Here is a 22,982-nt window from a genome sequence, read left to right as displayed (position 1 = left end):
TTTTTATTAAACATAAAACACATTTTAGAAGGAGTGTTTTCTATGTTTATGAAGATCTCTTTATATTTGATAAGTACATCCTAACAACCGCTTTCGCAAGACATTGAGAAGAATCAACAAAATTCTCACTAGCCACAACATTCAAATCAGTACATGCGATAATTGCGGTATCTACTTCATCCTTCAACTGCACAACGAGCGCGCTCCATAATTTGCGAGCTTTTTCAACTTCCCCGCTTTTAATATACGTAATAATTTGATTAATCATCGTTTGCCATTTTTCATAATGAATGTATTCTATATTCCGTTTTGCAATCCCGTCTTGATAAATACCGGCTTGAACAGTTGCTTCTGTTGCGAGAAGAGCGACTCTTTTTGTATTTTCAGGAATTGATTGTAACGTTTCATCGACTATATTTAAAATCGGGATAGAAAGCGAACGCTGTAATTCTTCAAAATAAAGATGCGCCGTATTGCACGGCATAGCGATAAAGCTTACGCCAGTACTTTCAAGTTTTTGTGCTCCTTCAATAATTGCTTTTTTCATCGCTTCGTGATCAATAGGGCGATCCATGTAAAACGGTGTTGGGCACGAATAGATCATCATATGAGGAAAGTCCATATCATACTTTGCTCCGTATATTGTTTGGCACCTTGCTACAACTGTATCGACGAATGGCCCAGTTGATTTTGGTCCCATTCCTGCTAGTATTCCGATCATTGTTTCGTCTCCTTTAAGAATGTTTACATCCATTATATAGGAGAATAACAAAAAGACGTGCAGTGAGTGCACGTCTTTTTTTGTTATGTTTTGTCGAACAATCGATATATCCGAGAAATCGTTGATATATTGTAAGTTATGATAGATATATCGAAAAAATCGTTGATATATCCCGAGTTACGATAGATATAATTGAAAAATCGTTAATATATTATCGCTTCTCAATCGCCACAATAAATGGCGGGTTATTTTGTTGATTAATGAAGCCATATCGCAGTACGTGTGCTTGTTTTTGGTCTAGTTCTTCGGCAAATGTAAGTACAGCGTCGCGTTCTACTTGTCCTTCTGGGTGTCCGTGGTAAATAACAAGGACGATGATACCTTCAGGTGCCATTACTTCTAATAATTGTTCGATCGCTGAGATTGTTGAGTTCGGTTTTGTAACGATATGCTTGTCTCCGCCTGGAAGGTAACCTAAGTTGAAAATTGCGCCTGTTACTTTTCCTTTTGCATCTTCTGGTAATACGGATAGAAGTGTATCGTGACTATCGTGAACTAAAACAGTACGTTCGAAAAGTTCTTTTTCTTTTAGACGAGTTGTTGAGCTTTCAATTGCCTCTTTTTGAATATCAAATCCAAATACTTTTCCGTTATCTCCAACGATTTCAGCTAGGAAGCAAGTGTCATGGCCGTTTCCTAAAGTTGCATCTACAGCGTAATCGCCTTCTTTTACTGCCGTTTGCAGAAGCGAGCGAGCAAACGGTAATACACGTTCTAATTTCATTTTTGTTTCTCCTCATTTGCATATTTTCCTTGCCAGCTTCCGCGGCGTACAAATTCTGCATCAATGGAATTTAATACTTCCCATTTATTTAAGCTCCACATTGGACCAATCATTAAATCAGGCGGACCGTCACCTGTGATGCGGTGCACAATTACGTCTTCTGGAATCATTTCAAGTTGGTCAACAACGAGACTTACGTAATCCTCAAGAGAAAGGAACTCGAGTTGTCCTTTTTCATATTGCTTCACCATTGGCGTTCCTTTTAATAAGTGAAGTAAGTGGATTTTAATTCCTTGTACATCAAGCTTCGCTACTTCACGAGCTGTTTCCATCATCATGTCGTAATCTTCAAGTGGAAGGCCGTTAATAATATGAGAACAAACTTTAATGCCGTGCTTACGTAATTTATTTACACCTTCAACGTAAGAAGGATAATCGTGAGCACGATTAATAAGATTTGCAGTACGTTCATGGACGGTTTGTAGTCCGAGTTCAACCCAAAGGTAAGTGCGTTTATTTAAGTCCGCTAAATATTCAACAACATCGTCCGGTAAACAATCTGGACGAGTCGCAATAGAAAGACCGACAACGTCTTTTTCTGCTAGAAGCGGTTCGAATTTTTCTTTTAACACTTCAAGTGGTGCATGTGTATTTGTGTACGCCTGGAAATAAGCGATACATTTTCCATCTTTCCACTTTGAGCGCATTTTTTCTTTCATTTCATGATATTGCGTTATAACATCATCGCGGCGATCGCCAGCGAAGTCACCAGATCCAGCAGCACTGCAAAATGTACAACCGCCATAAGCAACTGTACCGTCACGGTTCGGGCAATCGAAGCCAGCATCTAATGAAACTTTAAAGATTTTTTCACCAAATTCATTTCGTAAATGATAATTCCATGTATGATAACGTTTATTGTCGTTTGTATATGGAAAAGGGTTTTGAACCTTCATTACTTTCCCTCCTAAGCCGAGTCAAAATGAAACAAAATCCATTATAACATACTCATAAGGTTCAGATGGAAGGGACACACTAAAGGGGAATTGAAGCAAGGAGGGACAATTATGGCAGAGCGTCAATCACTTGAATCTTATATTACACAAGCGGAACAAGCGGTGGAATATGCGAAAGAACAATTAGATCTTGGTATGAGACAAGAGCATTATAATACGATGGAGTATTCAGATGCGCAGTTACAATTAGAACAAGCGTATAACGATTTACAAACGATGCAACAACATGCGAATGATGAGCAACGTGAGCAGTTAAATAGAGCACGTATGGCAATTCGCCAATTGCAACATCAAATGATTATTACACCGCACTAATAAGGAGTGAATGTAATGGCGAAACGTTCAGATCAAAATAACCCAGAACAAAAAACGCAAAATGGACATAACGCTGAGTTTTCGAATGAACTTGATCCGATTGTTCAAGTAAAACAGCGTAATAGTAAAAAAGGACAACCTCAAAAATCGAAACAATCAGAGTAGACCAGGTCGCAATATGACCTGGTTTTATTTTGCTATATGACAATAATGTAAGATTTATGTAAGGTTTGTCGATAGTTGTGAGCAGCTTTCTCCAGTAGAGTAAGAAAGGATTAAGTTTTATACAAGGAGTTGCTTTATGGGGAACAATATTATAAACAAGCGAATTGATGAGTTAGATTACATTCGTGGCTTTGCACTACTAGGGATTATTTTAGTAAATATTTTAGCACTACTTAATATTAAAACTCCAGATCCTAATACAGTAGATGCTAGCTATCAAAGGTTTCTATACTTATTTGTAGAAGGTCGTTTCTTCTCGATTTTCTCATTCTTATTTGGAGTGGGATTCTATATCTTCATTACAAGAGCGATTGCGAAAGGGAAAAATGGATATGTTCTATTTTTCCGCCGCGTAGTTGCATTATTTATTTTTGGTTTGATTCATTACATGTTTCAGCCTGGAGAAGCGTTAACGTTATATGCAATTTGCGGATTAATCGTTTTACCGTTTTATAAAGCGAAAAAACAAGTGAACTTAGTAATTGGTCTTATTTTGACAATAGCCTTTAGTGTAATGGGTGTTAAAGAACTATTACCACTTGGTTTAATTTTATTAGGTCTTGCTGCAGGACAATATCGTGTATTTGAAAATCTTTCGCAAAATATAAAGAAAGTCGCTATTTTTACAGGCATTATGTTTGTTTTAAGTGTCATAGCTGTATGGTATCAATATGGACACGTGCCTGCTGGCCCATTTGTAAATATGATATTGATGAATGAAGACGGAACAATGGATGCTGCAAGCCAGTTTCTAAAAATTGGTATTACTGTTGGACCAATTATTTCAGCTTTCTATGTAGGAGCATTAATTTTATTACTTCAGTTAAAACCAGTTCAAACATTATTAGCACCATTGAAATACTATGGTCGTATGGCTTTAACAAATTATATCGGACAAACGGCAATGATTTTAATTGCCGGTAGTGTATTTAACTTTGCAGGTAACTTAACTTACATGCAGACTTTATATGTATGTATTGCAATTTATGCAATTCAAATTGTATTTAGCGTAATTTGGATGAAAATCTTTAAAATGGGTCCATTAGAATGGATTTGGCGAGTTGTTACGTATTGGACGGTAACACCTTTAAAGAAATAAAGAGAGAAGTGGGCTGTTCCTTTTTTGTGGAGCAGCCTATTTTTATTTTCAGCTTTTGTAGTTGCGCCGATATATTTGAAAAATCGCCGATATAATTTCATTTACCGATTCAATATGTCACTAATATTCAAAGTAGTAAAAGCCCAACTTACACGCCCACCTTCTTTATATTACAAAAGTGTAAGGTAAATGTAATGTTAACAAATAGCAGTTCGCCTCTAAAAAGCGCAAAATAGGTAATGGAAAAACAAGCGTAGGAGGATATATATGACGAAACCAGTTGTAGACGTAAAAAACGTTCAAAAAGTGTACGGTAAAAAAGGTGAGAACCAATCACACGCGTTAAAAGGTGTGTCATTCTCAATTCAAGAGGGCGAGTTTGTTGGAATTATGGGACCATCTGGTTCTGGTAAAACGACATTATTAAATGTAATTTCAACGTTAGATAAAGCAACGGGCGGCGTTGTTGAAATTGCAGGAACGGATATTACAAAAATGAAGCAAGGTGAGCTTTCAGATTTCCGTTCACAAAAGTTAGGATTTATCTTCCAAGATTTTAATTTGTTAGAAAACTTATCTATTTATGAAAACATTGCACTTCCACTTTCCTTGCAAGGTGTTCCATCACGTAACATTGGACCAAAAGTCGAGAAAGTAGCGGATATGTTAGGAATTACAGAAATACTTCAAAAGTACCCATCTGAAGTATCTGGTGGGCAAAAGCAACGTTCGGCAGCAGCGCGTGCTTTAGTGCATGAGCCTGCAATTATTTTAGGGGACGAGCCAACAGGAGCGCTTGATTCTAAAAATGCAACGAGTTTACTTGATGCGATGACAAACTTAAATAAAGATCAAGGCGTATCTATTATGATGGTTACACATGATCCGTACAGTGCAAGTTACTGTCAGCGTATTTTATTCATTCAAGATGGTGAGCTATATAAAGAAATTCACCGCGGCGGTACACGTGAAGAGTTTTATAAAGAAATTTTAGATGTGCTTGCGGACTTAGGCACACAAAAAGCGTAAGAAAGGAGGTTCTAGAGCATGTTATTCAAACTTTCCATGTCAGGACTAAAGAGTAAGCTAAAAGATTACATCGTCTTACTTGTTGGTCTTGTCATGTCGATCTCAATTTTTTATATGTTTCAAACGTTAGCACTAAATGAATCATTTCTTGAATCTAATTCAGTGATTAAATCAATCGGATTTGTATTCCAAGCAGGTTCATTTTTATTAGCAATCATAACGTTCTTCTATATTTTATATGCGAACTCTTTCTTACTATCTCTTCGTCAAAAAGAGTTTGGTATGTATATGATGTTAGGAGCAAAAAAGCATAAAGTTACATTACTTATGTTTATTGAGACAATTGTATTAGGCGCCGCGTCTCTTGCAATTGGAATTGCAGTTGGTGTAGGACTTGCAGAAGGTATCGGTCAATTATTAATGAAACAATTAGAATTTGCTGGTGAAGGCTATAAAGCATTTTATCTGCCATCTATGACTGTTACTTGTATCTTCTTCTTTGCACTATTTGTACTATCAGCAATTATGAACAGTATTAAGTTATCACGTATTTCTGTATTGCAACTTGTACATGCAGATGCACAAACAGAACGTGTTGCGGTAAAAGGAAAAATGACAGGCTTAGTTGCATTCCTTGCGGTTATTTTATTAGGCATTGGCTATGCATCAATGATTTACATGGAAAAACTAAGAGAAATGGGAATCCTTATTGCATTAATTACAACGACAGCTGGTACTTATATGCTATTTGGATCACTTCTTCCAGTTATTATTAAAAAGTTAAAAAGTAATAAAAAGCGTAGTGAAAAAGGACTTAACGCTTTTACATTTGCACAATTAAATTTCCGTATTAATAGCTTAACGAAAGTACTTGCAACAGTAGCGATGTTAGTTGCTCTTGGAGCTGGTGCGATTTCAGGTGGTATGGCGTTTAAAAATAACGTTATAAAAATGGTTGATGGTTTAGTAATCTATGATTCAGTAGTTCATAATCCGACAGCTGAAGAAAAGAAAATTTTAGACGGTATTACATTTAAAGAGAAAAGCGAATATCGTTACAAAGTAGATGATAAATACGTTTACTATGTAAAAGAAGATTTAGAGAAAAATCGTCCTTTAGTAAAAGATATGGAAAATATGAAGTCGATGAAGGATTTAGTAAATACGAAGAAGGCTTCACAGGAATTACCAGTAGGCGCAGTTTCTAGAGAAATGAATGAAAAAGATGCGAACGCTAAAGAACTTCCAGAAGAATGGGTCGATGCTTTTAGCACAATTCATCCATATTATATATATGAAGATCATGCAATTAAAATTGTAGATCAAAAAATGTACGATGGGATAAGTGGTAAAGAAGGTATAGCATTTATCGGAAAAGCAGATGATTTCTTAACATATACAAAAGAATGGAAAAAACTTGACGAGTTGCAATTAGATAAATATAAAAATGTAACAGCTGAAAGAATGAACAGTAAATATCAATCTTACGACATGTTCTACGGTCTTGCGAGCGGAACAGTATTTATGGGCTTCTTCCTTGGAATTGCTTTCTTAGCAATGATGGCAAGTTGTTTAATGTTCAAAATTCTTTCTGGTGCATCAAAAGATATTACGCGTTATCAAATGCTTCGTAAAATCGGGGTGCGCCGTGAATTATTAACAAAATCAATTTATAAAGAGTTATTCTTAGTATTCCTATTCCCAGCAATTGTAGGTATTGCTCACGTATTAGTTGGTATGAATATTTTCGGATTTATTTTACTTGATCCGTACTTCCGTATTTGGGTACCAATCGTAATTTTCGTAGTTATTTATGCGATTTATTACTTCATTACAGTTCAATTGTATAAAGGAATTGTTCTTCCGAAAGAAGATTAATAATAAAAACCGAGCAAAAACGCTCGGTTTTTATTATTTTCAGAAAAAACGCTTTAATGTTACTGAAATGTATAATATAATGTAAGTAAGTAACGTAATATAAAAGTAGAAGTAGCTGTATAAGGAAAGGAGGAATCAAATCTGTAGAAAGAAGCTAAGCTTTTATCCCCACATTTTTTACCGCAACGTATTTATACAATCGTAAGTTTCCACATTGAAAGTTTTCAGAACCACCTGAGTATATTGTGAAAATAATGGATAACACATGGAAATCTCATAGCATGATAAGGTAAAATGGACAACATAATGAGAAAATTACCGTTCATAAGATGAGGAGAATACATGTATGGAAGTTGTAGAGGCATTAAAAGATATAAGCCAAATTGAGGCTATGAAAAAATATTTAAAAGAGCACTCCCAGCGAGATTATCTTTTATTTGTTATTGGAATTAACACAGGATTAAAAATTACAGAATTACTTAGCATGAAATTTGAAGATGTATTAAATGAAGATGGGACTGTTAAAGAGTTTTATACTCTTCCTGTGAAAGATGAAAAATTCAAACAAGATATTTATTTAAATACAAAAGTAAAAGAAGCGCTTTTAGATTACGTACAATCTATTGGCGTTAAAAGAGAAAATTACGTATTTCAATCTAATAAAACGCCAAATTCAATTACGCGCCAACAAGCGTATCGTGTAATTCATAATGCTGCAGAAGCAGTTGGAGTTGTTGGTAAGATCGGAACGAATTCAATGCGAAAAACGTTCGGATTTCATGCGTACAAAAGAGGGATAGCGATTGCGCTGTTGCAAAAACATTTTCATCACGCGACTCCATCAGAGACGCTAAAGTATTTAGGTATTTCAAAGGATGAGACCTTTAAAACGGAGATTGATGTCGATTTATAAAAGCCGTAACTAAAAGAATTAGGAGGCGGAAAATATGAATATTAGAGAGAGTGAACTGCCGGGTATTGGATGTAAGTTTGAAGTGATTACAAAAGGTAATGAAAAGATGGTTATCGTTATTCATGATGATGGCCGAAGAGAAATGTACCATTTTGATGCTGATCATGAGGAGAGTATTTCAAGCGTCTCTCTTCGTGATTCCGAAGCGAGACAAATTGCAGCTATATTGGGCGGAATGGTATATAGACCACAAGCTTTAGATACGATTGAAATGGCCTTTGAAGGATTATCAATTGAGTGGTTTAAGGTGGAAAATAATGCACCAGTCGTACAAAAAACAATTGGTAGTTTACATGTCCGAAACACATATAACGTAACGATTATTGCCATTTTGAAAAAGAATATGAAGAAGTTCTTTAATCCAGGCCCAGATTCTATCATTGAAGCTGGCGATATGCTCGTACTATCAGGTGAAAGACATGAAGTAAAAAGAATTATTAATGAGTTGCTTTCAGTAGGAGGGGATTCATAATCGATGGATACTTTAATCTTTGAAGTTGGGACTGCGTTAGTATTAGTCGCTTTTGCAGCTATTCTCGCTGCAAAGTTAAAGTTCTCGATTATTCCGTTTCTCATTATACTCGGTATGCTAGTGGGGCCACATGCGCCAGATTTAGGGCTTATCGATTTAAGATTTATTGAAAGCGGAGAAGTTATTTCCTTCCTCGGCCGTGTTGGCGTTATATTCCTCTTATTCTATTTAGGCTTAGAATTCTCAATTAAAAAATTAATTAAATCAGGAAAATCAATTGCTTTTGGGGGAACTGTTCATATATCGCTTAATTTTATATTAGGTTTACTTTACGGATATATAATGGGTTTCCCCTTATTAGAAACATTAATTATTGCTGGGATTATAACAATTTCATCGAGTGCAATTGTTGCGAAAGTAATTGTTGATTTAAGAAGATCTGGTAATAAAGAGACGGAGCTAATTTTAGGAATCATTATGTTTGATGATATCTTTTTAGCCGTATATTTATCAGTCATTTCAGGATTAGTACTCGGAGGGGCAACGTCACTTGTAGGGGCTCTTACATCTATTTTAATCGCAGTAGGGTATATGCTACTATTCTTTGTAGTTGCTAGAAAAGCTACACGATTTTTAAATAAAATGTTAGATATTTCGTCCAATGAAATTTTTATTATCGTAATATTCGCTATTTTGTTCTTTGTAGCAGGATTTTCAGAAACGATTCATGTCGCGGAGGCGATTGGAGCATTATTATTGGGGCTCGTCTTTTCTGAAACAGAGCATAGTGATCGAATTGAACAGCTCGTTGTTCCGTTTCGTGATTTCTTTGGAGCTATATTTTTTTTCAGCTTCGGTTTAAGTATAGATCCATTTTCACTTGGAGGAGCAGTGTGGTTGGCATTAGGAGCAGTTTTCATTACTCTTATCGGTAATTTTACTGCTGGAATGGTTGCGGGGCGTAAAGCTGGGTTATCGCATAAGGCTTCTACGAATATCGGTTTAACACTTGTATCACGCGGAGAATTTTCCATTATCGTCGCGAATATTGGAATTGCGGGCGGCTTAATGGCAACTATTAAACCATTCTCTGCTTTGTATGTTTTAATATTAGCATCGTTAGGACCTTTGTTAACGAAAGAATCTGGGAGAATATATTCCTTATTAGATAAAATATTTAAATGGAGCGCTAAAGAAAGTGCGAAGCGAGAAAAGGAAGTTGGATAGTATAAAGAGGCTGCATGAAGTTCATGCAGCCTCTTTATACATTGTTACTGTTGTCATTTTTTGTCGGTAAGTCGATATATTTTAATAATCGCTGAGATAATCCAAGAAGCAATCAGTATAATTTCATTTACCGTCGAACCATTATCTGAATTTCATCAACTATTAATCAGTTGCCTTCCTATTTAAAAACGACTACAATTTTACTGTTATATATATGAACGAAAAAAATAGAATAGGAGGGGAAACTATGCCAAGGAAAGTATGGCTATTAGTAGCTGGGATGATTATTAATGTCACGGGTGCTTCTTTTTTATGGCCTTTTAATACAATTTATTTGCATGATCACCTAGGAAAATCTTTATCTGTGGCCGGAATGGTATTAATGATCAATTCGCTTACTGGTGTAATCGGAAACTTGCTCGGCGGTGTTTTATTTGATAAATGGGGCGGTTATAAATCAACTTTAGTAGGGATTGTGATTACACTTGTATCGATTTTAGGTCTTGTGTTCTTCCACGGTTGGCCGTTATATGTTGTGTGGCTAGCGTTAATCGGCTTCGGTTCTGGAATGGTCTTCCCATCGATGTATGCGATGGTTGGTACGGTTTGGCCAGAAGGCGGAAGACGGGCATTTAATGCGATGTACGTTGGACAAAATGTTGGTATTGCGATCGGAACAGCATGTGGTGGATTAGTTGCATCGTATCGTTTTGATTATATTTTCTTAGCGAATTTTATTTTATACTTTGTTTTCTTTTTAATTGCTTTTATTGGATTCCGCGGTATGGAAGACAAGAAAGAGCCAGGAGTGCAAAAAGAAGTCGAAACGAAAAAAGGGTGGTCACTTACACCTGGATTTAAAGCACTTCTTATCGTGTGTGTAGCATATGCTTTATGCTGGGTTACATACGTACAGTGGCAAGGAGCGATTGCAACACATATGCAAGAATTGAATATTAGCCTTCGTCACTATAGTTTACTATGGACGATAAACGGAGCGATGATTGTTTGTGCGCAACCACTTGTTAGTATGCTAATTCGTTGGATGAAGCGTTCTTTAAAACAGCAAATTATGATTGGAATTTTCATTTTTGCGGCGTCATTCATTGTGTTAAGTCAAGCGCAGCAATTTACGATGTTCCTCGTTGCGATGGTAACATTAACAATTGGTGAGTTATTTGTATGGCCTGCGGTTCCAACGATTGCAAATATACTTGCACCAAAAGATAAATTAGGATTTTATCAAGGTGTCGTAAATAGTGCGGCTACTGTAGGGAAAATGTTCGGGCCGGTCGTTGGCGGAGCAATTGTGGATTTATACAATATGGAAGTATTGTTTATAGCAATCATGGTAATGCTTGTAGTAGCGCTTATAGCAACGAGCATTTATGATAAACGAGTAAAAGTAGAAGAAACAGTTGAAGAAAAAATTGCAGTTTAGTTTGACGGAACATGTAACATGTTTTAGAATATATTTAAATAAAACAACCTTTAGAACAAGGGAGATAGCTCGGCTGTCTTAAGATGAATTCGTTAGTTATTAAGAGTAACGATTAACCGAGAAGTCCTCGCTTTAAGTAAGCTCTTAAGAGATACTAGGTGAAGGATAGTTCACTTAACTTATATGTGTAATAACAGTGAGAAGGAGTAGTAGTAATAGAAGCTGGTTTAGAGAGTTGACGGTCGGTGCAAGTCAATCCACGTTTCGTTATGAACTCGCCTTTGAGTTGCAGTTGTGAAACTAATAGTAGCAATTGCCGTTAATCCACGTTACGGATCTAAGCGAATGTATATTTGTACATTAATTTAGGGTGGTACCGCGGGAATCTATAACCTCTCGTCCCTTTCTAGGGATGAGAGGTTTTTTGTATTTTGGGCGGTGAAAATAAATAGAATTTCAAGGAGGGTATCTCATGAGCTTTAATCATCAAGAAATTGAGAAGAAGTGGCAAGGGTACTGGGAAGAGAATAAAACATTCCGTACGCCAGATGAGACAGAAAAACCAAAATTTTATGCACTAGATATGTTCCCATATCCATCAGGTGCAGGCTTACACGTAGGACATCCAGAAGGTTATACAGCGACAGATATTTTATCTCGTATGAAGCGTATGCAAGGATATAACGTTCTGCATCCAATGGGATGGGATGCATTTGGTCTTCCAGCAGAGCAATATGCACTTGATACTGGAAACAGCCCAGCTGAATTTACAGAGCATAATATTAATACGTTCCGTAACCAAATTAAATCATTAGGTTTCTCTTACGATTGGGACCGTGAAGTAAATACAACAGATCCAAACTACTATAAGTGGACGCAATGGATCTTCCTAAAACTATTTGAAAAAGGCTTAGCTTACGTTGATGAAGTACCTGTAAACTGGTGCCCAGCACTTGGTACAGTACTTGCAAACGAAGAAATCATTGACGGTAAGAGTGAGCGTGGTGGACATCCAGTTGAGCGTCGTCCGATGAGACAGTGGATGTTAAAAATTACAGCTTACGGAGATCGTCTATTAGAAGATCTAGATGAGCTTGATTGGCCTGAAAGCTTAAAAGATATGCAACGTAACTGGATCGGTCGTTCTGAAGGTGCAGAAGTACACTTCAACATCGATGGTACAGACGAGAAATTCACAGTTTTCACAACGCGCCCTGATACATTATTTGGTGCAACATACTGTGTACTAGCTCCAGAACATGCACTTGTTGCAGAAATTACAACAGCAGAACAAAAAGAAGCGGTAGAAGCTTACATTAACGCTGTAAAAATGAAGAGTGACCTAGAGCGTACAGAACTTGCGAAAGAGAAAACTGGTGTATTCACTGGTGCTTACGCAGTTAACCCAGTAAACGGTGAGAAATTACCAATCTGGATCGCTGACTATGTTCTTGCAACTTACGGAACAGGTGCTGTAATGGCAGTTCCAGCTCACGATGAGCGTGACTATGAATTCGCATCAGTATTTAATCTTCCAATGAAGGAAGTTGTAAAAGGCGGAGATATTACGAAAGAAGTGTACACAGGTGATGGTGCACACGTAAACTCAGCATTCCTTGATGGATTAAATAAAGAAGAAGCAATCGCAAAAATGATTGAATGGCTTGAAGCAACGAGCGCAGGAAATCAAAAAGTAACGTACCGTCTACGTGACTGGTTATTCAGCCGTCAACGTTACTGGGGTGAACCAATTCCAGTAATTCACTGGGAAGATGGTACAATGACAGCTGTGAAAGAGGAGGAATTACCATTAGTTCTTCCGAAAACAGAAAACATCCGTCCTTCAGGTACAGGTGAATCACCACTTGCTAACATTGACGAGTGGGTAAATGTTGTTGATCCTGAGACTGGTAAAAAAGGTCGTCGTGAAACGAACACAATGCCGCAATGGGCTGGTAGCTGCTGGTACTACCTACGTTACATCGATCCAAACAATAGCGAAGCACTTGTAGATCCTGAAAAAGTAAAACAATGGCTTCCAGTTGATATTTATATCGGTGGTGCAGAACATGCCGTACTTCACTTACTATATGCTCGTTTCTGGCATAAAGTATTATACGATATCGGTGTAGTTCCAACGAAAGAGCCATTCCAACAATTATTCAACCAAGGTATGATTCTAGGTGAAAACAACGAGAAAATGAGTAAATCAAAAGGTAACGTTGTAAATCCTGATGATATCGTAGCAAGCCACGGTGCAGATACACTTCGTCTATACGAAATGTTCATGGGACCATTAGATGCTTCAATTGCTTGGTCTGAAAATGGTCTTGACGGAGCTCGTCGTTTCCTAGACCGCGTATGGCGTCTATTCGTTCAAGATAACGGTGAATTAAGTGAGAAAATTACTGACGCACCAAATAAAGAGCTTGAAAAAGCTTACCATCAAACAGTGAAGAAAGTAACAGAAGACTATGCAGAGCTTCGCTTCAACACAGCGATTTCTCAAATGATGGTATTCATCAACGATGCATACAAAGCTGAAACACTTCCGAGAGAATATGTAGAAGGTTTCGTAAAAATGATTGCACCAGTTGCACCTCATATCGGGGAAGAGCTATGGAGCAAACTTGGATACAATGAAACAATCACATATGCAAGCTGGCCAACATTTGATGAGTCTAAACTTGTAGAAGATGAAGTTGAAATTGTTGTTCAAGTTATGGGTAAAGTTCGCGCAAAACTAACAATGAGTAAAGACGCATCAAAAGAAGAAATGGAACAACTTGCACTTGAAGCAATTCAAGACCAAATTGAAGGGAAAACAGTTCGTAAAGTAATTGTTGTTCCTGGAAAACTTGTTAATGTTGTTGCAAATTAATTTATTCTAAATAAAAGCTCAGAGTATGTATACTCTGAGCTTTTTTGTGTAGAAAATAATCTCTGGATCACCCTAGTCTAAGTTTTCAATTATTCCAATACGTACAAATAAAAGAGCGGAATTCCAATACAGACAAACACCTATTTTTCTATAGGAAATATGATAAAAAAGGTAGGCTAAATTGAGTAGAAGAGGTGAAAGGAATGAAAGGGATGGACAATAATGCACCACATGGCTTTTTCGGAGGTGGATCGGATAGTTATGAACAAATGATGTTAATGGGAGGCGGACAACAAGGATATGGCGGAATTCCGAGCTGGATGGGTGGAACACCTGGAGGATTTTCCACATCAGTAGCTGGAGCACAAACTGGAATTCCAACATTAACAGGAGGATTTCCATCATCAGTAGCTGGATCACAAACAGGAATCCCAACATTTGTAGGCGGAGCAGCCGGAGGAGTACCAGTAGGCGTACCAACTACATTCCCATCTTTCGTTGGAGGAGTACAAACAGGATTTCCGGTACCGGGAGTAGGTGTTGTGGCAGGCGGAGTAGGTGGTTATCCACAAGGTTTTTACGGTCACCATGGCCACCACGACGGTCACCATGGCCACCACGACGGTCATCATGGCCACCATCATCAAGGTCACCATGGCCATCATGGACATCATCACCACCAAGGTCACCATGGCCATCATGGACACCATCACCACCAAGGTCACCATGGCCATCATGGACATCATCAACAACAAGTACATCACCACGGCCACCATCATATACATCCGCAGGCTGTTCTTTATCAAACTCACCAAGGCCAACATGGTCACCATGGACATCACCACCAAGGCCAACATCATGGACACCAAGGTCAACAGCACCAACAGCACCAACAATATCAGCAATATCAACAACAACAACAATCTTCTCCTTGGACAGGTGGAATTGGAGCAGGAGGAGCGGGGGCAGCAGCAGGAGCGGCTAGCATTAGTGGAGCTGCAGGACATGCGGGACACGTGGGTCATTAATGATTGCCAGAAAAAAAGACATAATAAAAAACTGCTAGGAAATCCTAGCAGTTTTTTTCAGCTTCTTGACGCTGACGTTCAATTTCAGCACGAAGTTGTGGTTCCGGTGCTTGCCAGCCTTCTGGCTTTAGAATCTTACCGTCGCCTTCACGGAATCGAGGCTTCCCATCAGGGAATAGTTTTGCCATGTTGGCGTTGTTTACAATTTCGAATCCTTTATCTGGACGTACGCCCATTTCTGCAAACGTTCCGAATGCAAAGTAAATAAGGTCAATCAGTGCATCGTATTGATCTTCAACAGTCGTTGCCTCTAGAAATTCTTCTAGTTCTTCCTGCATAAAACTTGCACGGATTTTTGCACGCTCTTCTGTTAATTTTGTTGGAGTATTTGTCACAGGATGTCCGAATACTTCATGCATTTTCGCAACAAGTTCGTATCCTTTATCTAAACCTTTTTCGTTTGTCATGTTGTTTCATCCTTTCTTACGTTATGCCGAAGTTTATTGTAACATAAGGTGATTATGAAATGAAAAGAACATCTTATCGAAATAAGATGTTCGCTCGTTATTCTTCTTTTTTTATTAAAAGGGATGAAATAAGATCGATGCCAAAAATACCGACCAGTAACATTGGTATAACGACAAGCAAGTAACGTGTGAAGGAAACATTTTTTAAGTATGTATGAGCAAATAAAAAGACGCCGAGAAATAAAATACCATTTAAAATAGGCTTTACTAATTTTTTAGACATAAGCTCCCCCATAAATATCTTCTCTCTCTATTTGATAATAAAAAAACTCCTCTCTCCGTTGTATCATGCTGGGGAGAGGAGTTCAATCATTTCTCATTCAATGACACCAGAATTTGTAATATTTACGGTGTATTTTATATGAACCGGAACATCTTTATACATTTGTCTCCATTCTTCTAATTTGAATGGGCGATAATGTTGCTTATACTTTGCACCTAGCCCGAGAGGGTCGACGCCTAAAGATTTAAGTTGCTTAATTAACTTAGCAGCTTGTTTATCTAATTGTTTTTGGACATCTTTTTCAATGTTTTTTGTGTTCTTGTTATTTTCTAAGTTAATTTGTTTTGATAGTTCTTGAATACGTGCATCAAGACGAACGTTAATGAAAAAAGAAGGCTTTCCATTTTTAATTTTTATATCGTAAGTTGGAACAGAACGAATATTATTAATCATTACGTACGCAGAATCTGTTTTAAATTCATGTGAATCTAATTTATGTTTCTCTAATAGTCCTTTAAATATGAACATATCTTTTTCCGCAATTTTACCGATATATTTATCTTTTTTAAAAAGGCCAATTCCGGTAATTTTTATTTTATCACCATGCTTCTTTAGAATGGGAATATAGTAGTCTTTTCCTTCTTGATAATAGCGAAATGCTCCTATATGTAGATTATCCGCTGGTAAAGGTCCGGTCTCCATGTTATGTTCTAGCAATTTTTTTATATAAATTGCAACGTTGTATGAAGTCGAATATTTGCCCTTTAAAAGTTCAGTACCATTCCCATCTAATAAAGCAGCATATAAAGCGTTCCCTATATTCACATCTCGAAGTAATGTATCGAATGAAGTAGACATTCCTGTTTTGGCAAGCCTTATTGTATATAGAGCGACACGCATTTGTCCGCTAGCAAATGGTTGAGAAGACTCTAAAGATGTGTCTGCTTTTACTTGTTTTACTGCATTTGCACTGCCTTCAAAAACTTGAACTTTATTTCCTTTTTTCTGAATGGGACAAACGAATGTCACTTTTACTTTATTATCTTTTGCGACATCAAAAACGCTTCCTTGAATAAGTTGTACATCATCGATAATATTTTTTTGTAAACATCCAATTAGACTGAAGAATGTTATACAAGAAATAAGTATTAATTTGCTTGTGCTTTTGATTTTTTCCATTTTCTTTTCACCCACACAATAATAAATAGGATTGGGATGTATACATAAATGAGCCAAAAACTAACTTTTGATACATTACTAATAAAGTTATTAATATCGTGTCTGTTGGTTAAAAGTTGCGAAACAATGAGAGTGATAAAGATAAAAGCAATTAAAATACCCCTTTGTTTTACACGGAATATTTCATGTGTTCCTCTCATTGACGCCCATAAAGGGAGGATGAAACTTGAAATAATAACGAGTGCATAGCCTGAAATTGCAATATATTCGAGTCTTTCTATAAATGGTAATTGAATGACTTGGGTCATAGAAAGTTGGGCCCATATCGTTTTTAACAATTGTTTTTCACTAAAAAATGCAAAGGCTAAAAGGGTGCTAAATAAATATAGAAGATTTGAAAATAGTGCTCCAAACTGAGCGTATTTATGAGATTGCATAGGCTTTTTCACAAATGGATACACCATGAGGTAAATTTCAAAACCGGTCATACTGTAGATTGACAGTTGAGCGGATTTTAAAATGTCTGAAAAAGAATGTGTGAATATAGGTAGTAAATTATCCCAATGTGAATATTTCAAAACGAATAAGCTTAGAAATAAGTATCCTAATGTACCACCAACAGAGATGACGCAAATACCGGTAATTACACGAAATCCAGAAGAGATAATGTAATAGCTAACTAAGCATAAAAAGAGTGTTAACATAAAGGTGGAAGCGGTAGGAAACATCCATACTTGAATAATTTCAACATATGTTCGGATGACCGAAATACTAACGATTAAAAAATAAGCCATAAAGATGATGCTAATGCCATTTCCTAGCCATTTTCCAAATGTTTGCCGATGTAAATCAACTAAATTCCCATTTGTTTCTTTTAATAAGACATACATCATCCATATAAGAATATGGATGAAAATTCCTGTGATTATAACTCCCATCCATCCGTCGTATCCAGCGGCCTTTGCGATGATTCGAGCGAATCCGAGAACTCCAGCACCAAACTGTGCACCGTGAATTAAGAAGAAAACAAAGATAGGAGATATTTGATATTTTTCTTGAACTTTACTCATCAATGCACCTCATTTCTCAATCATCAAAATCTGATCTATGTTTTGTTGAAATTCCTTTCGCTGCTTTTTTTACATGTTGTGGTCTTGCTTGCACATCTCTCGTATCAATCATTGTTAATGGAAAACGAATCCAAGAATCTTTAACTGATTGTTGCCTTGTCGGATAAAACAAAGCGTACGGCTTACGTAAGGAAGTAAGTCTAAAGAGATGAGTAAATAAAAAGATAAATCCAAGAGAAATCCCGAACAATCCGCCTATTTCTGCAAACATAAGAAAAGGAAAGCGTAGTAATCGAACAGCGTTCCCCATTTTATAAATAGGTGTAATAAAGGAAGCGAGTGCCGATAGTGCAACGATAATTAATAAAATGTTACTCGTTAACCCAGCTTGTACAGATGCTTGCCCGATTACGATACCGCCTACAATACCGAGTGTTTGCCCAACTTTCATCGGTAACCTTGCGCCGGCTTCTCTTAATAAATCAATTGCAAGTTCTAAAAAGAGCGCTTCAATTAAAGGTGGGAATGGTACTTGTGCCCTTGATAAAATTAAAGTTTCAAGTAAATCACTTGGAATAAGTTCATAATGATAATTTAAAACTGCAACGTATAACGGTGTAGCGCAAATTGAAAATAGAACGGCAATTAATCTTAAAATCCTTGAAAATGTAGCGTACATCCAGGAGACGTTATAGTCTTCTGGTGAAATGAAAAAATCGAAATAGGATACAGGTGTTAGTAAAACACTTGGAGAACCATCAACGAAAATAGCGATTTTTCCATCAATTAGTGCTTTTGTAACTCTATCAGTGCGTTCTGTATTGATATAGAGAGGGAAAATCGATTTTTCACCCATCAATTCTTGTATATAAGCACTATCATTAATTTGATCATATTCAAGAGCGCGTAATGATTCCTCGAGAAAATCTACATTATCTTTTTCAGCGAGATTGTCTAAATACATCATGACAACTTTTGTTTTGGAAAACTCGCCGATAATCATTTCTTTTGTTTGTAAATCTAAAACAGGAAGACGTTTTCGAACTAAATTAATGTTTGTATCAATATCTTCTACGAAACCTTCTTGCGGACCAATAACAGTTGATTCGTTTAAAGGAGGGGTTGGTGCACGATAATTATCAATTGCAATGTTTGCAAGCATACATTTTTGATCTTGCTGATTCAATTGAATAATCGCATGCCCCTTTAAAACCATATCCTCAATTTTTTGTAAGTCGTTCGTAATTGTAATGCCGCTCATTGGAATATGTTCTTTCAGCTCTTCTAGTGAAGCATTAGGTCGTTCCAAAAGAGTAGGCATTAAATATTTTTGTAATTTCTCTCCATCAAGCGAAGGACGATAGTAAGAAATCCAATAAGGCATCGTTTCATCGTCGGATGTATGATAATTCACAAAATCACTAGATTTTTTCAGCTTCTCTATTAAATTTTGTAAAGAATGGATACGGTCTTTTTCTGGTTTCGTAAAATCATAAATACTATTACCTTTAGAGTGTTGTTGCTTACTTTGAGAAGGTTCATCTTGCTTAGCGTTTTGTTGTTTATCTTGAGACGAATCACCTTGTTTAGCACCTTGTTGTTTATCTTGAGAGGAATCCTCTTGTTTAGTACTTTGTTGCTTATCTTGAGAGGAATCATCCTGTTTAGAGTTTTGTTGCTTATCCTGAGAAGAGTCATCTTGTTTAGAGTTTTGTTGCTTATCCTGAGAAGAGTCATCTTGTTTAGAGTTTTGTTGCTTATCCTGAGAGGAATCCTCTTGTTTAGCACTTTGTTGCTTATCTTGAGAGGAATCATCCTGTTTAGAGTTTTGTTGCTTATCCTGAGAGGAATCCTCTTGTTTAGGACTTTGTTGCTTATCCTGAGAAGAATTTTTTTGTTTAGTACTTTGTTGCTTATCCTGAGAGGAATCCTCTTGTTTAGTACTTTGTTGCTTATCCTGAGAGGAATCCTCTTGTTTAGTACTTTGTTGCTTATCCTGAGAAGAATCTTTTTGTTTAGTACTTTGTTGCTTATCCTGAGAAGAATCTTTTTGTTCGTGATTTTTACCTTTATTATGTTTCATACTTCTAGTCTGTTCTTTGTTATCATCCTCTTCATTGTTAGAATGCTGCTCCTGATTATCTGTTTCGTTTGCTTCTGGTTTATTTGATTTTTTTTTCTTACGTAACCAATTCCAAATCATGTGTATACCCTCTTTAATCTTGTAATATAGTGCTATTTTGTGGCTAATTTTGTATATTATTCATTTATTTATGAAAAGAAGAAGGAGATTAGTTTGCATGGAAAAAAATCTTTAGTAAGCAGTTCATACTATAACGAGAAGAGGGAGAATCTGTGCAAATTGTAAAAAAGGAGAAGTTTGTTTTAAAAGGGTTTACGTTTGAAAATGGCAGGGAAATTCCTGTTCAAATGGGATACGAGACATATGGTACGTTAAATAGAGAAAGGTCAAATGTGATTTTGGTTTGTCATTATTTTAGTGCAACAAGTCATGCGGCAGGAAAATATACAGTGCATGATGAGGAGTCTGGTTGGTGGGATGGGCTCATTGGACCTGGAAAAGCAATTGATACAAATAAGTATTTTGTTATATGTACAGATAATCTTTGTAATGTGCAGGTGAGAAATCCATATGTGATTACAACAGGACCGAAATCGATTAATCCAGAAACTGGAGAAGAATATGCTATGGATTTTCCGGTTTTTACATTTCTTGATGTAGCTCGTATGCAATATGAGTTAATAAAAGGTATGGGAATTTCAAGGTTACACGCTGTAATTGGACCGTCGGCAGGGGGAATGATTGCACAACAATGGGCGGTTCACTATCCACATATGGTAGAGCGGATGATTGGCGTTATTACGAACCCACAAAATCCAATTATTACGTCAGTAAACGTAGCGCAAAATGCGATTGAAGCAATTCAACTGGATCCAAGTTGGAAAGGTGGAAAATATGGAGAAGAGCAGCCGATAAAGGGGCTTCATTTAGCAAATAGAATGATGTTTATGAACGCGTTTGATGAGCATTTTTATGAAATGGCATTTCCTCGTAATAGTATAGAGATAGAACCTTATGAAAAGTTTTCTACACTAACATCATTTGAAAAAGAGATAAATAAAGCGACATATAGAAGTATAGAGTTAGTAGATGCAAATTCATGGATGTATACTGCAAAGGCAGTTTTATTGCATGATATTGCACATGGTTTTTCTTCATTAGAAGAATCTCTTTCTAACATAGAAGCGAATGTACTTATGATTCCATGTAAACAAGATTTGCTTCAGCCGTCTCGTTACAACTATAAAATGGTAGATATTTTGCAAAAACAAGGGAAGTATGCGGAAGTGTATGAGATAGAAAGTATAAATGGGCATATGGCGGGAGCATTTGATATTCATTTATTTGAAAAGAAAGTTTATGAATTTTTAAATCGGAAAGTATCTAGTTTTGTTTAGAAGACAAATGATGGGGAAAAGGTGCAATGTTTGTAGTAAGCACCTTTTTTTACATGATTTGTAGACGGAAAATATATGTGGCAATTGCTATACCGAAGAATGCGATACTAAGCAATAGAAATAAGAATGACATTTCTTGGGGGGATTTTATTTTTTTAGTATTTTTCATACTAAGAGTAATAATTGCAGCGATTAAGAAAATGATGCCCATTATGAAAAGGGAAAGTGTCATTTTCATTGGCTCCTTTCATAAGACAAGTATATTGAGGATACAATGCAAGAGTTATGTTTGTAAAGAATAAGTTTTGCGAGAAAATTGAGAAATAGTTTTTCGATTCTTTGCGTTCTTTCTTTTGCGTGCTAAAATTGGTAGAGAATGTTTGTGAAAAAGAAACTAAAGGTTTTATTGTATATAAGGAGGAACTACATATGACAGAAGTTAAAACAATTACTACAGAAGAGGTACAAGAGCGTTTAGAAAATGGAGAAACGTTATTTTTAGTAGACGTAAGAGAAGATGAAGAAGTAGCGGCAGGAAAGATTCCAGAAGCTGTACATATTAAAATGGGCGATATCCCACATAAAGTAGATTTCTTTAATAAAGAGAATGAATATATCTTTATTTGTCGTTCAGGAATGCGCAGTGAAAATGTATGTCATTATTTAAATGAGCAAGGATTTAAAACAGTGAATATGGTTGGCGGTATGCTTCAATATGAAGGTGAAACGAAATAGTTAATAGTTAAAAACTTGAAACGAGTCTGTTTCAAGTTTTTTTCTTTTGCATACAGTATAAAAAGGAGGAGGGGTAAATGGGGATTAATTTGCGTAAAGTAAAAATTATGAATAATACAGGAGCTGTTAATGTCGGCGACTGTTATGATATCTCGCCTTTAGCTGTAGCAAAAGTATATGCAGGTGCTGGAGGGTCGAGTGCGGCTATTTTTTTAAATGGGAAAAGACAGCCAGAAGCAGTCATTAGAACATCAGTGTTTCTTCCGCCGTTAGCAACAAGTACACGTACATTAGGTTCATAGAGGAAAGGTAGAGTGTAATTATGCCTGCTCATATAAAAGAATTTGTTATTGTGAATAACACTGGGAATATATTTACCGGTGATAATTTGAGTGATACTTCATTTACTGCTTCGAAATCATATAGTGGTTCAATGGGGTGCACTTGGATTGATGTTGTTACAGTAATAGGGACGGAGACGAAGCTTTGTTTACAGCCAGGTGATTCGGTGACGACAACATATACAAGAGGCACTCCTGCTGGTACTGTAACAGGAACAAATATGGGGCAAAGTGTAAATACATCGGGTATAGCACAAGCTGTCCCTAATACAGATAATATGGATTCAATTGCAGGACTCCCTTAAGGAATTAAGGGAGTTTTTATTATTTAAAATAAA

The 22,982-nt window shown here is 36.5% G+C and carries 24 protein-coding genes and 1 other annotated feature; of the genes, 15 read left to right on the top strand and 9 right to left on the bottom strand.

Going from position 1 to position 22,982, the window contains the following annotated elements; genetic code table 11:
- Nucleotides 1-46 precede the first annotated feature (46 nt).
- The 3 genes from ACUN13_RS05230 to ACUN13_RS05220 all read right to left on the bottom strand — a co-directional run bounded on the left by ACUN13_RS05230 (nucleotide 47) and on the right by ACUN13_RS05220 (nucleotide 2,461).
- Nucleotides 47-721: an aspartate/glutamate racemase family protein gene (locus tag ACUN13_RS05230; protein ID WP_000579356.1), complete on the bottom strand. Its 675-nt coding sequence runs from the start codon at nucleotides 719-721 to the stop codon at nucleotides 47-49.
- Nucleotides 722-932: 211 nt separating this feature from the next.
- Nucleotides 933-1,505, bottom strand: a complete 573-nt coding sequence (locus ACUN13_RS05225; protein ID WP_000764473.1) for a class I SAM-dependent methyltransferase — start codon at nucleotides 1,503-1,505, stop codon at nucleotides 933-935.
- On the bottom strand, nucleotides 1,502-2,461 hold the full coding sequence (locus tag ACUN13_RS05220; protein WP_000868031.1) for a TIGR01212 family radical SAM protein: 960 nt from the start codon (nucleotides 2,459-2,461) through the stop codon (nucleotides 1,502-1,504). The genes ACUN13_RS05225 and ACUN13_RS05220 overlap by 4 nt, the downstream gene beginning before the upstream one ends.
- 111 nt (nucleotides 2,462-2,572) lie before the next feature.
- On the opposite strand from ACUN13_RS05220, the gene ACUN13_RS05215 reads away from it, so the two are divergent.
- The 11 genes from ACUN13_RS05215 (at nucleotide 2,573) to ACUN13_RS05165 (ending at nucleotide 15,089) form a co-directional block, all read left to right on the top strand.
- Nucleotides 2,573-2,836 (top strand): YtzC family protein, encoded by a 264-nt coding sequence (locus ACUN13_RS05215; protein WP_000840865.1) that lies wholly within the window; start codon nucleotides 2,573-2,575, stop codon nucleotides 2,834-2,836.
- 15 nt (nucleotides 2,837-2,851) lie between these two features.
- Nucleotides 2,852-3,001, top strand: coding sequence for a hypothetical protein (locus tag ACUN13_RS05210; protein WP_001129340.1), 150 nt, complete (start codon nucleotides 2,852-2,854; stop codon nucleotides 2,999-3,001).
- Nucleotides 3,002-3,137: 136 nt separating this feature from the next.
- Nucleotides 3,138-4,160, top strand: a complete 1,023-nt coding sequence (locus ACUN13_RS05205) for a DUF418 domain-containing protein (RefSeq protein ID WP_025687326.1) — start codon at nucleotides 3,138-3,140, stop codon at nucleotides 4,158-4,160.
- Nucleotides 4,161-4,427: 267 nt separating this feature from the next.
- The gene (locus tag ACUN13_RS05200; protein ID WP_000165844.1) at nucleotides 4,428-5,189 is read left to right on the top strand and encodes an ABC transporter ATP-binding protein; all 762 of its coding nucleotides are present in this window, start codon (nucleotides 4,428-4,430) and stop codon (nucleotides 5,187-5,189) included.
- A gap of 18 nt (nucleotides 5,190-5,207) precedes the next feature.
- The gene (locus ACUN13_RS05195) at nucleotides 5,208-7,067 is read left to right on the top strand and encodes an FtsX-like permease family protein (protein WP_025687327.1); all 1,860 of its coding nucleotides are present in this window, start codon (nucleotides 5,208-5,210) and stop codon (nucleotides 7,065-7,067) included.
- A 346-nt stretch (nucleotides 7,068-7,413) separates the two neighbouring features.
- Nucleotides 7,414-7,980 (top strand): tyrosine-type recombinase/integrase, encoded by a 567-nt coding sequence (locus ACUN13_RS05190; protein ID WP_000454210.1) that lies wholly within the window; start codon nucleotides 7,414-7,416, stop codon nucleotides 7,978-7,980.
- Between the two features lie 34 nt (nucleotides 7,981-8,014).
- Nucleotides 8,015-8,512: a cation:proton antiporter regulatory subunit gene (locus ACUN13_RS05185; protein WP_001026053.1), complete on the top strand. Its 498-nt coding sequence runs from the start codon at nucleotides 8,015-8,017 to the stop codon at nucleotides 8,510-8,512.
- Nucleotides 8,513-8,515: 3 nt separating this feature from the next.
- The gene (locus ACUN13_RS05180; RefSeq protein ID WP_025687328.1) at nucleotides 8,516-9,739 is read left to right on the top strand and encodes a cation:proton antiporter domain-containing protein; all 1,224 of its coding nucleotides are present in this window, start codon (nucleotides 8,516-8,518) and stop codon (nucleotides 9,737-9,739) included.
- 247 nt (nucleotides 9,740-9,986) lie between these two features.
- Nucleotides 9,987-11,180: an MDR family MFS transporter gene (locus ACUN13_RS05175; RefSeq protein ID WP_001137561.1), complete on the top strand. Its 1,194-nt coding sequence runs from the start codon at nucleotides 9,987-9,989 to the stop codon at nucleotides 11,178-11,180.
- 187 nt (nucleotides 11,181-11,367) lie between these two features.
- Nucleotides 11,368-11,587: a binding site (T-box leader), on the top strand.
- A 65-nt stretch (nucleotides 11,588-11,652) separates the two neighbouring features.
- Nucleotides 11,653-14,061 carry a leucine--tRNA ligase gene (leuS, locus tag ACUN13_RS05170; protein ID WP_000009461.1) on the top strand — a complete coding sequence of 803 codons (2,409 nt, stop codon included), beginning with the start codon at nucleotides 11,653-11,655 and terminating at the stop codon, nucleotides 14,059-14,061.
- Between the two features lie 203 nt (nucleotides 14,062-14,264).
- Nucleotides 14,265-15,089, top strand: coding sequence for a hypothetical protein (locus ACUN13_RS05165; RefSeq protein WP_445423706.1), 825 nt, complete (start codon nucleotides 14,265-14,267; stop codon nucleotides 15,087-15,089).
- Nucleotides 15,090-15,133: 44 nt separating this feature from the next.
- Here the strand turns inward: ACUN13_RS05165 and ACUN13_RS05160 are convergent, their stop codons facing one another.
- From ACUN13_RS05160 to ACUN13_RS05140, 5 genes are all read right to left on the bottom strand, one after another.
- Nucleotides 15,134-15,556 (bottom strand): hypothetical protein, encoded by a 423-nt coding sequence (locus tag ACUN13_RS05160; RefSeq protein WP_000180554.1) that lies wholly within the window; start codon nucleotides 15,554-15,556, stop codon nucleotides 15,134-15,136.
- A gap of 97 nt (nucleotides 15,557-15,653) precedes the next feature.
- On the bottom strand, nucleotides 15,654-15,839 hold the full coding sequence (locus ACUN13_RS05155) for a hypothetical protein (RefSeq protein ID WP_000038781.1): 186 nt from the start codon (nucleotides 15,837-15,839) through the stop codon (nucleotides 15,654-15,656).
- A gap of 93 nt (nucleotides 15,840-15,932) precedes the next feature.
- Entirely contained in the window at nucleotides 15,933-17,018 is a 1,086-nt protein-coding gene (gene gerHC, locus ACUN13_RS05150) for a spore germination protein GerHC (RefSeq protein WP_000411389.1), read from the bottom strand.
- Complete coding sequence (locus tag ACUN13_RS05145) at nucleotides 16,988-18,088, bottom strand: spore germination protein (protein WP_000049053.1); 1,101 nt, start codon at nucleotides 18,086-18,088, stop codon at nucleotides 16,988-16,990. Before ACUN13_RS05145 ends, gerHC begins: the two co-directional genes overlap by 31 nt.
- Nucleotides 18,089-18,104: 16 nt before the next feature.
- Nucleotides 18,105-20,291 carry a spore germination protein gene (locus ACUN13_RS05140; protein WP_445423705.1) on the bottom strand — a complete coding sequence of 729 codons (2,187 nt, stop codon included), beginning with the start codon at nucleotides 20,289-20,291 and terminating at the stop codon, nucleotides 18,105-18,107.
- A 152-nt stretch (nucleotides 20,292-20,443) separates the two neighbouring features.
- Here ACUN13_RS05140 and ACUN13_RS05135 point away from each other — a divergent pair, with 152 nt between their 5' ends.
- Nucleotides 20,444-21,568, top strand: a complete 1,125-nt coding sequence (locus ACUN13_RS05135; protein ID WP_001167639.1) for an alpha/beta fold hydrolase — start codon at nucleotides 20,444-20,446, stop codon at nucleotides 21,566-21,568.
- A gap of 49 nt (nucleotides 21,569-21,617) precedes the next feature.
- On the opposite strand, the gene ACUN13_RS05130 is transcribed toward ACUN13_RS05135, so the two are convergent.
- The gene (locus tag ACUN13_RS05130; RefSeq protein ID WP_000175905.1) at nucleotides 21,618-21,800 is read right to left on the bottom strand and encodes a hypothetical protein; all 183 of its coding nucleotides are present in this window, start codon (nucleotides 21,798-21,800) and stop codon (nucleotides 21,618-21,620) included.
- A gap of 197 nt (nucleotides 21,801-21,997) precedes the next feature.
- On the opposite strand from ACUN13_RS05130, the gene ACUN13_RS05125 reads away from it, so the two are divergent.
- The 3 genes from ACUN13_RS05125 to ACUN13_RS05115 all read left to right on the top strand — a co-directional run bounded on the left by ACUN13_RS05125 (nucleotide 21,998) and on the right by ACUN13_RS05115 (nucleotide 22,949).
- Complete coding sequence (locus ACUN13_RS05125; protein ID WP_000141207.1) at nucleotides 21,998-22,303, top strand: rhodanese-like domain-containing protein; 306 nt, start codon at nucleotides 21,998-22,000, stop codon at nucleotides 22,301-22,303.
- A 77-nt stretch (nucleotides 22,304-22,380) separates the two neighbouring features.
- A complete protein-coding gene (locus tag ACUN13_RS05120) occupies nucleotides 22,381-22,605 on the top strand; it encodes a spore germination protein (protein ID WP_000512468.1) in 225 nt (74 codons plus the stop codon).
- 20 nt (nucleotides 22,606-22,625) lie between these two features.
- Nucleotides 22,626-22,949: a hypothetical protein gene (locus ACUN13_RS05115; RefSeq protein WP_001110855.1), complete on the top strand. Its 324-nt coding sequence runs from the start codon at nucleotides 22,626-22,628 to the stop codon at nucleotides 22,947-22,949.
- Nucleotides 22,950-22,982 lie beyond the last annotated feature (33 nt).

This window comes from Bacillus cereus group sp. Bce041 (assembly GCF_052646455.1).
Note: the sequence above shows the minus strand (reverse complement) of the source record. Positions and strands in the feature narration are given on the sequence as shown.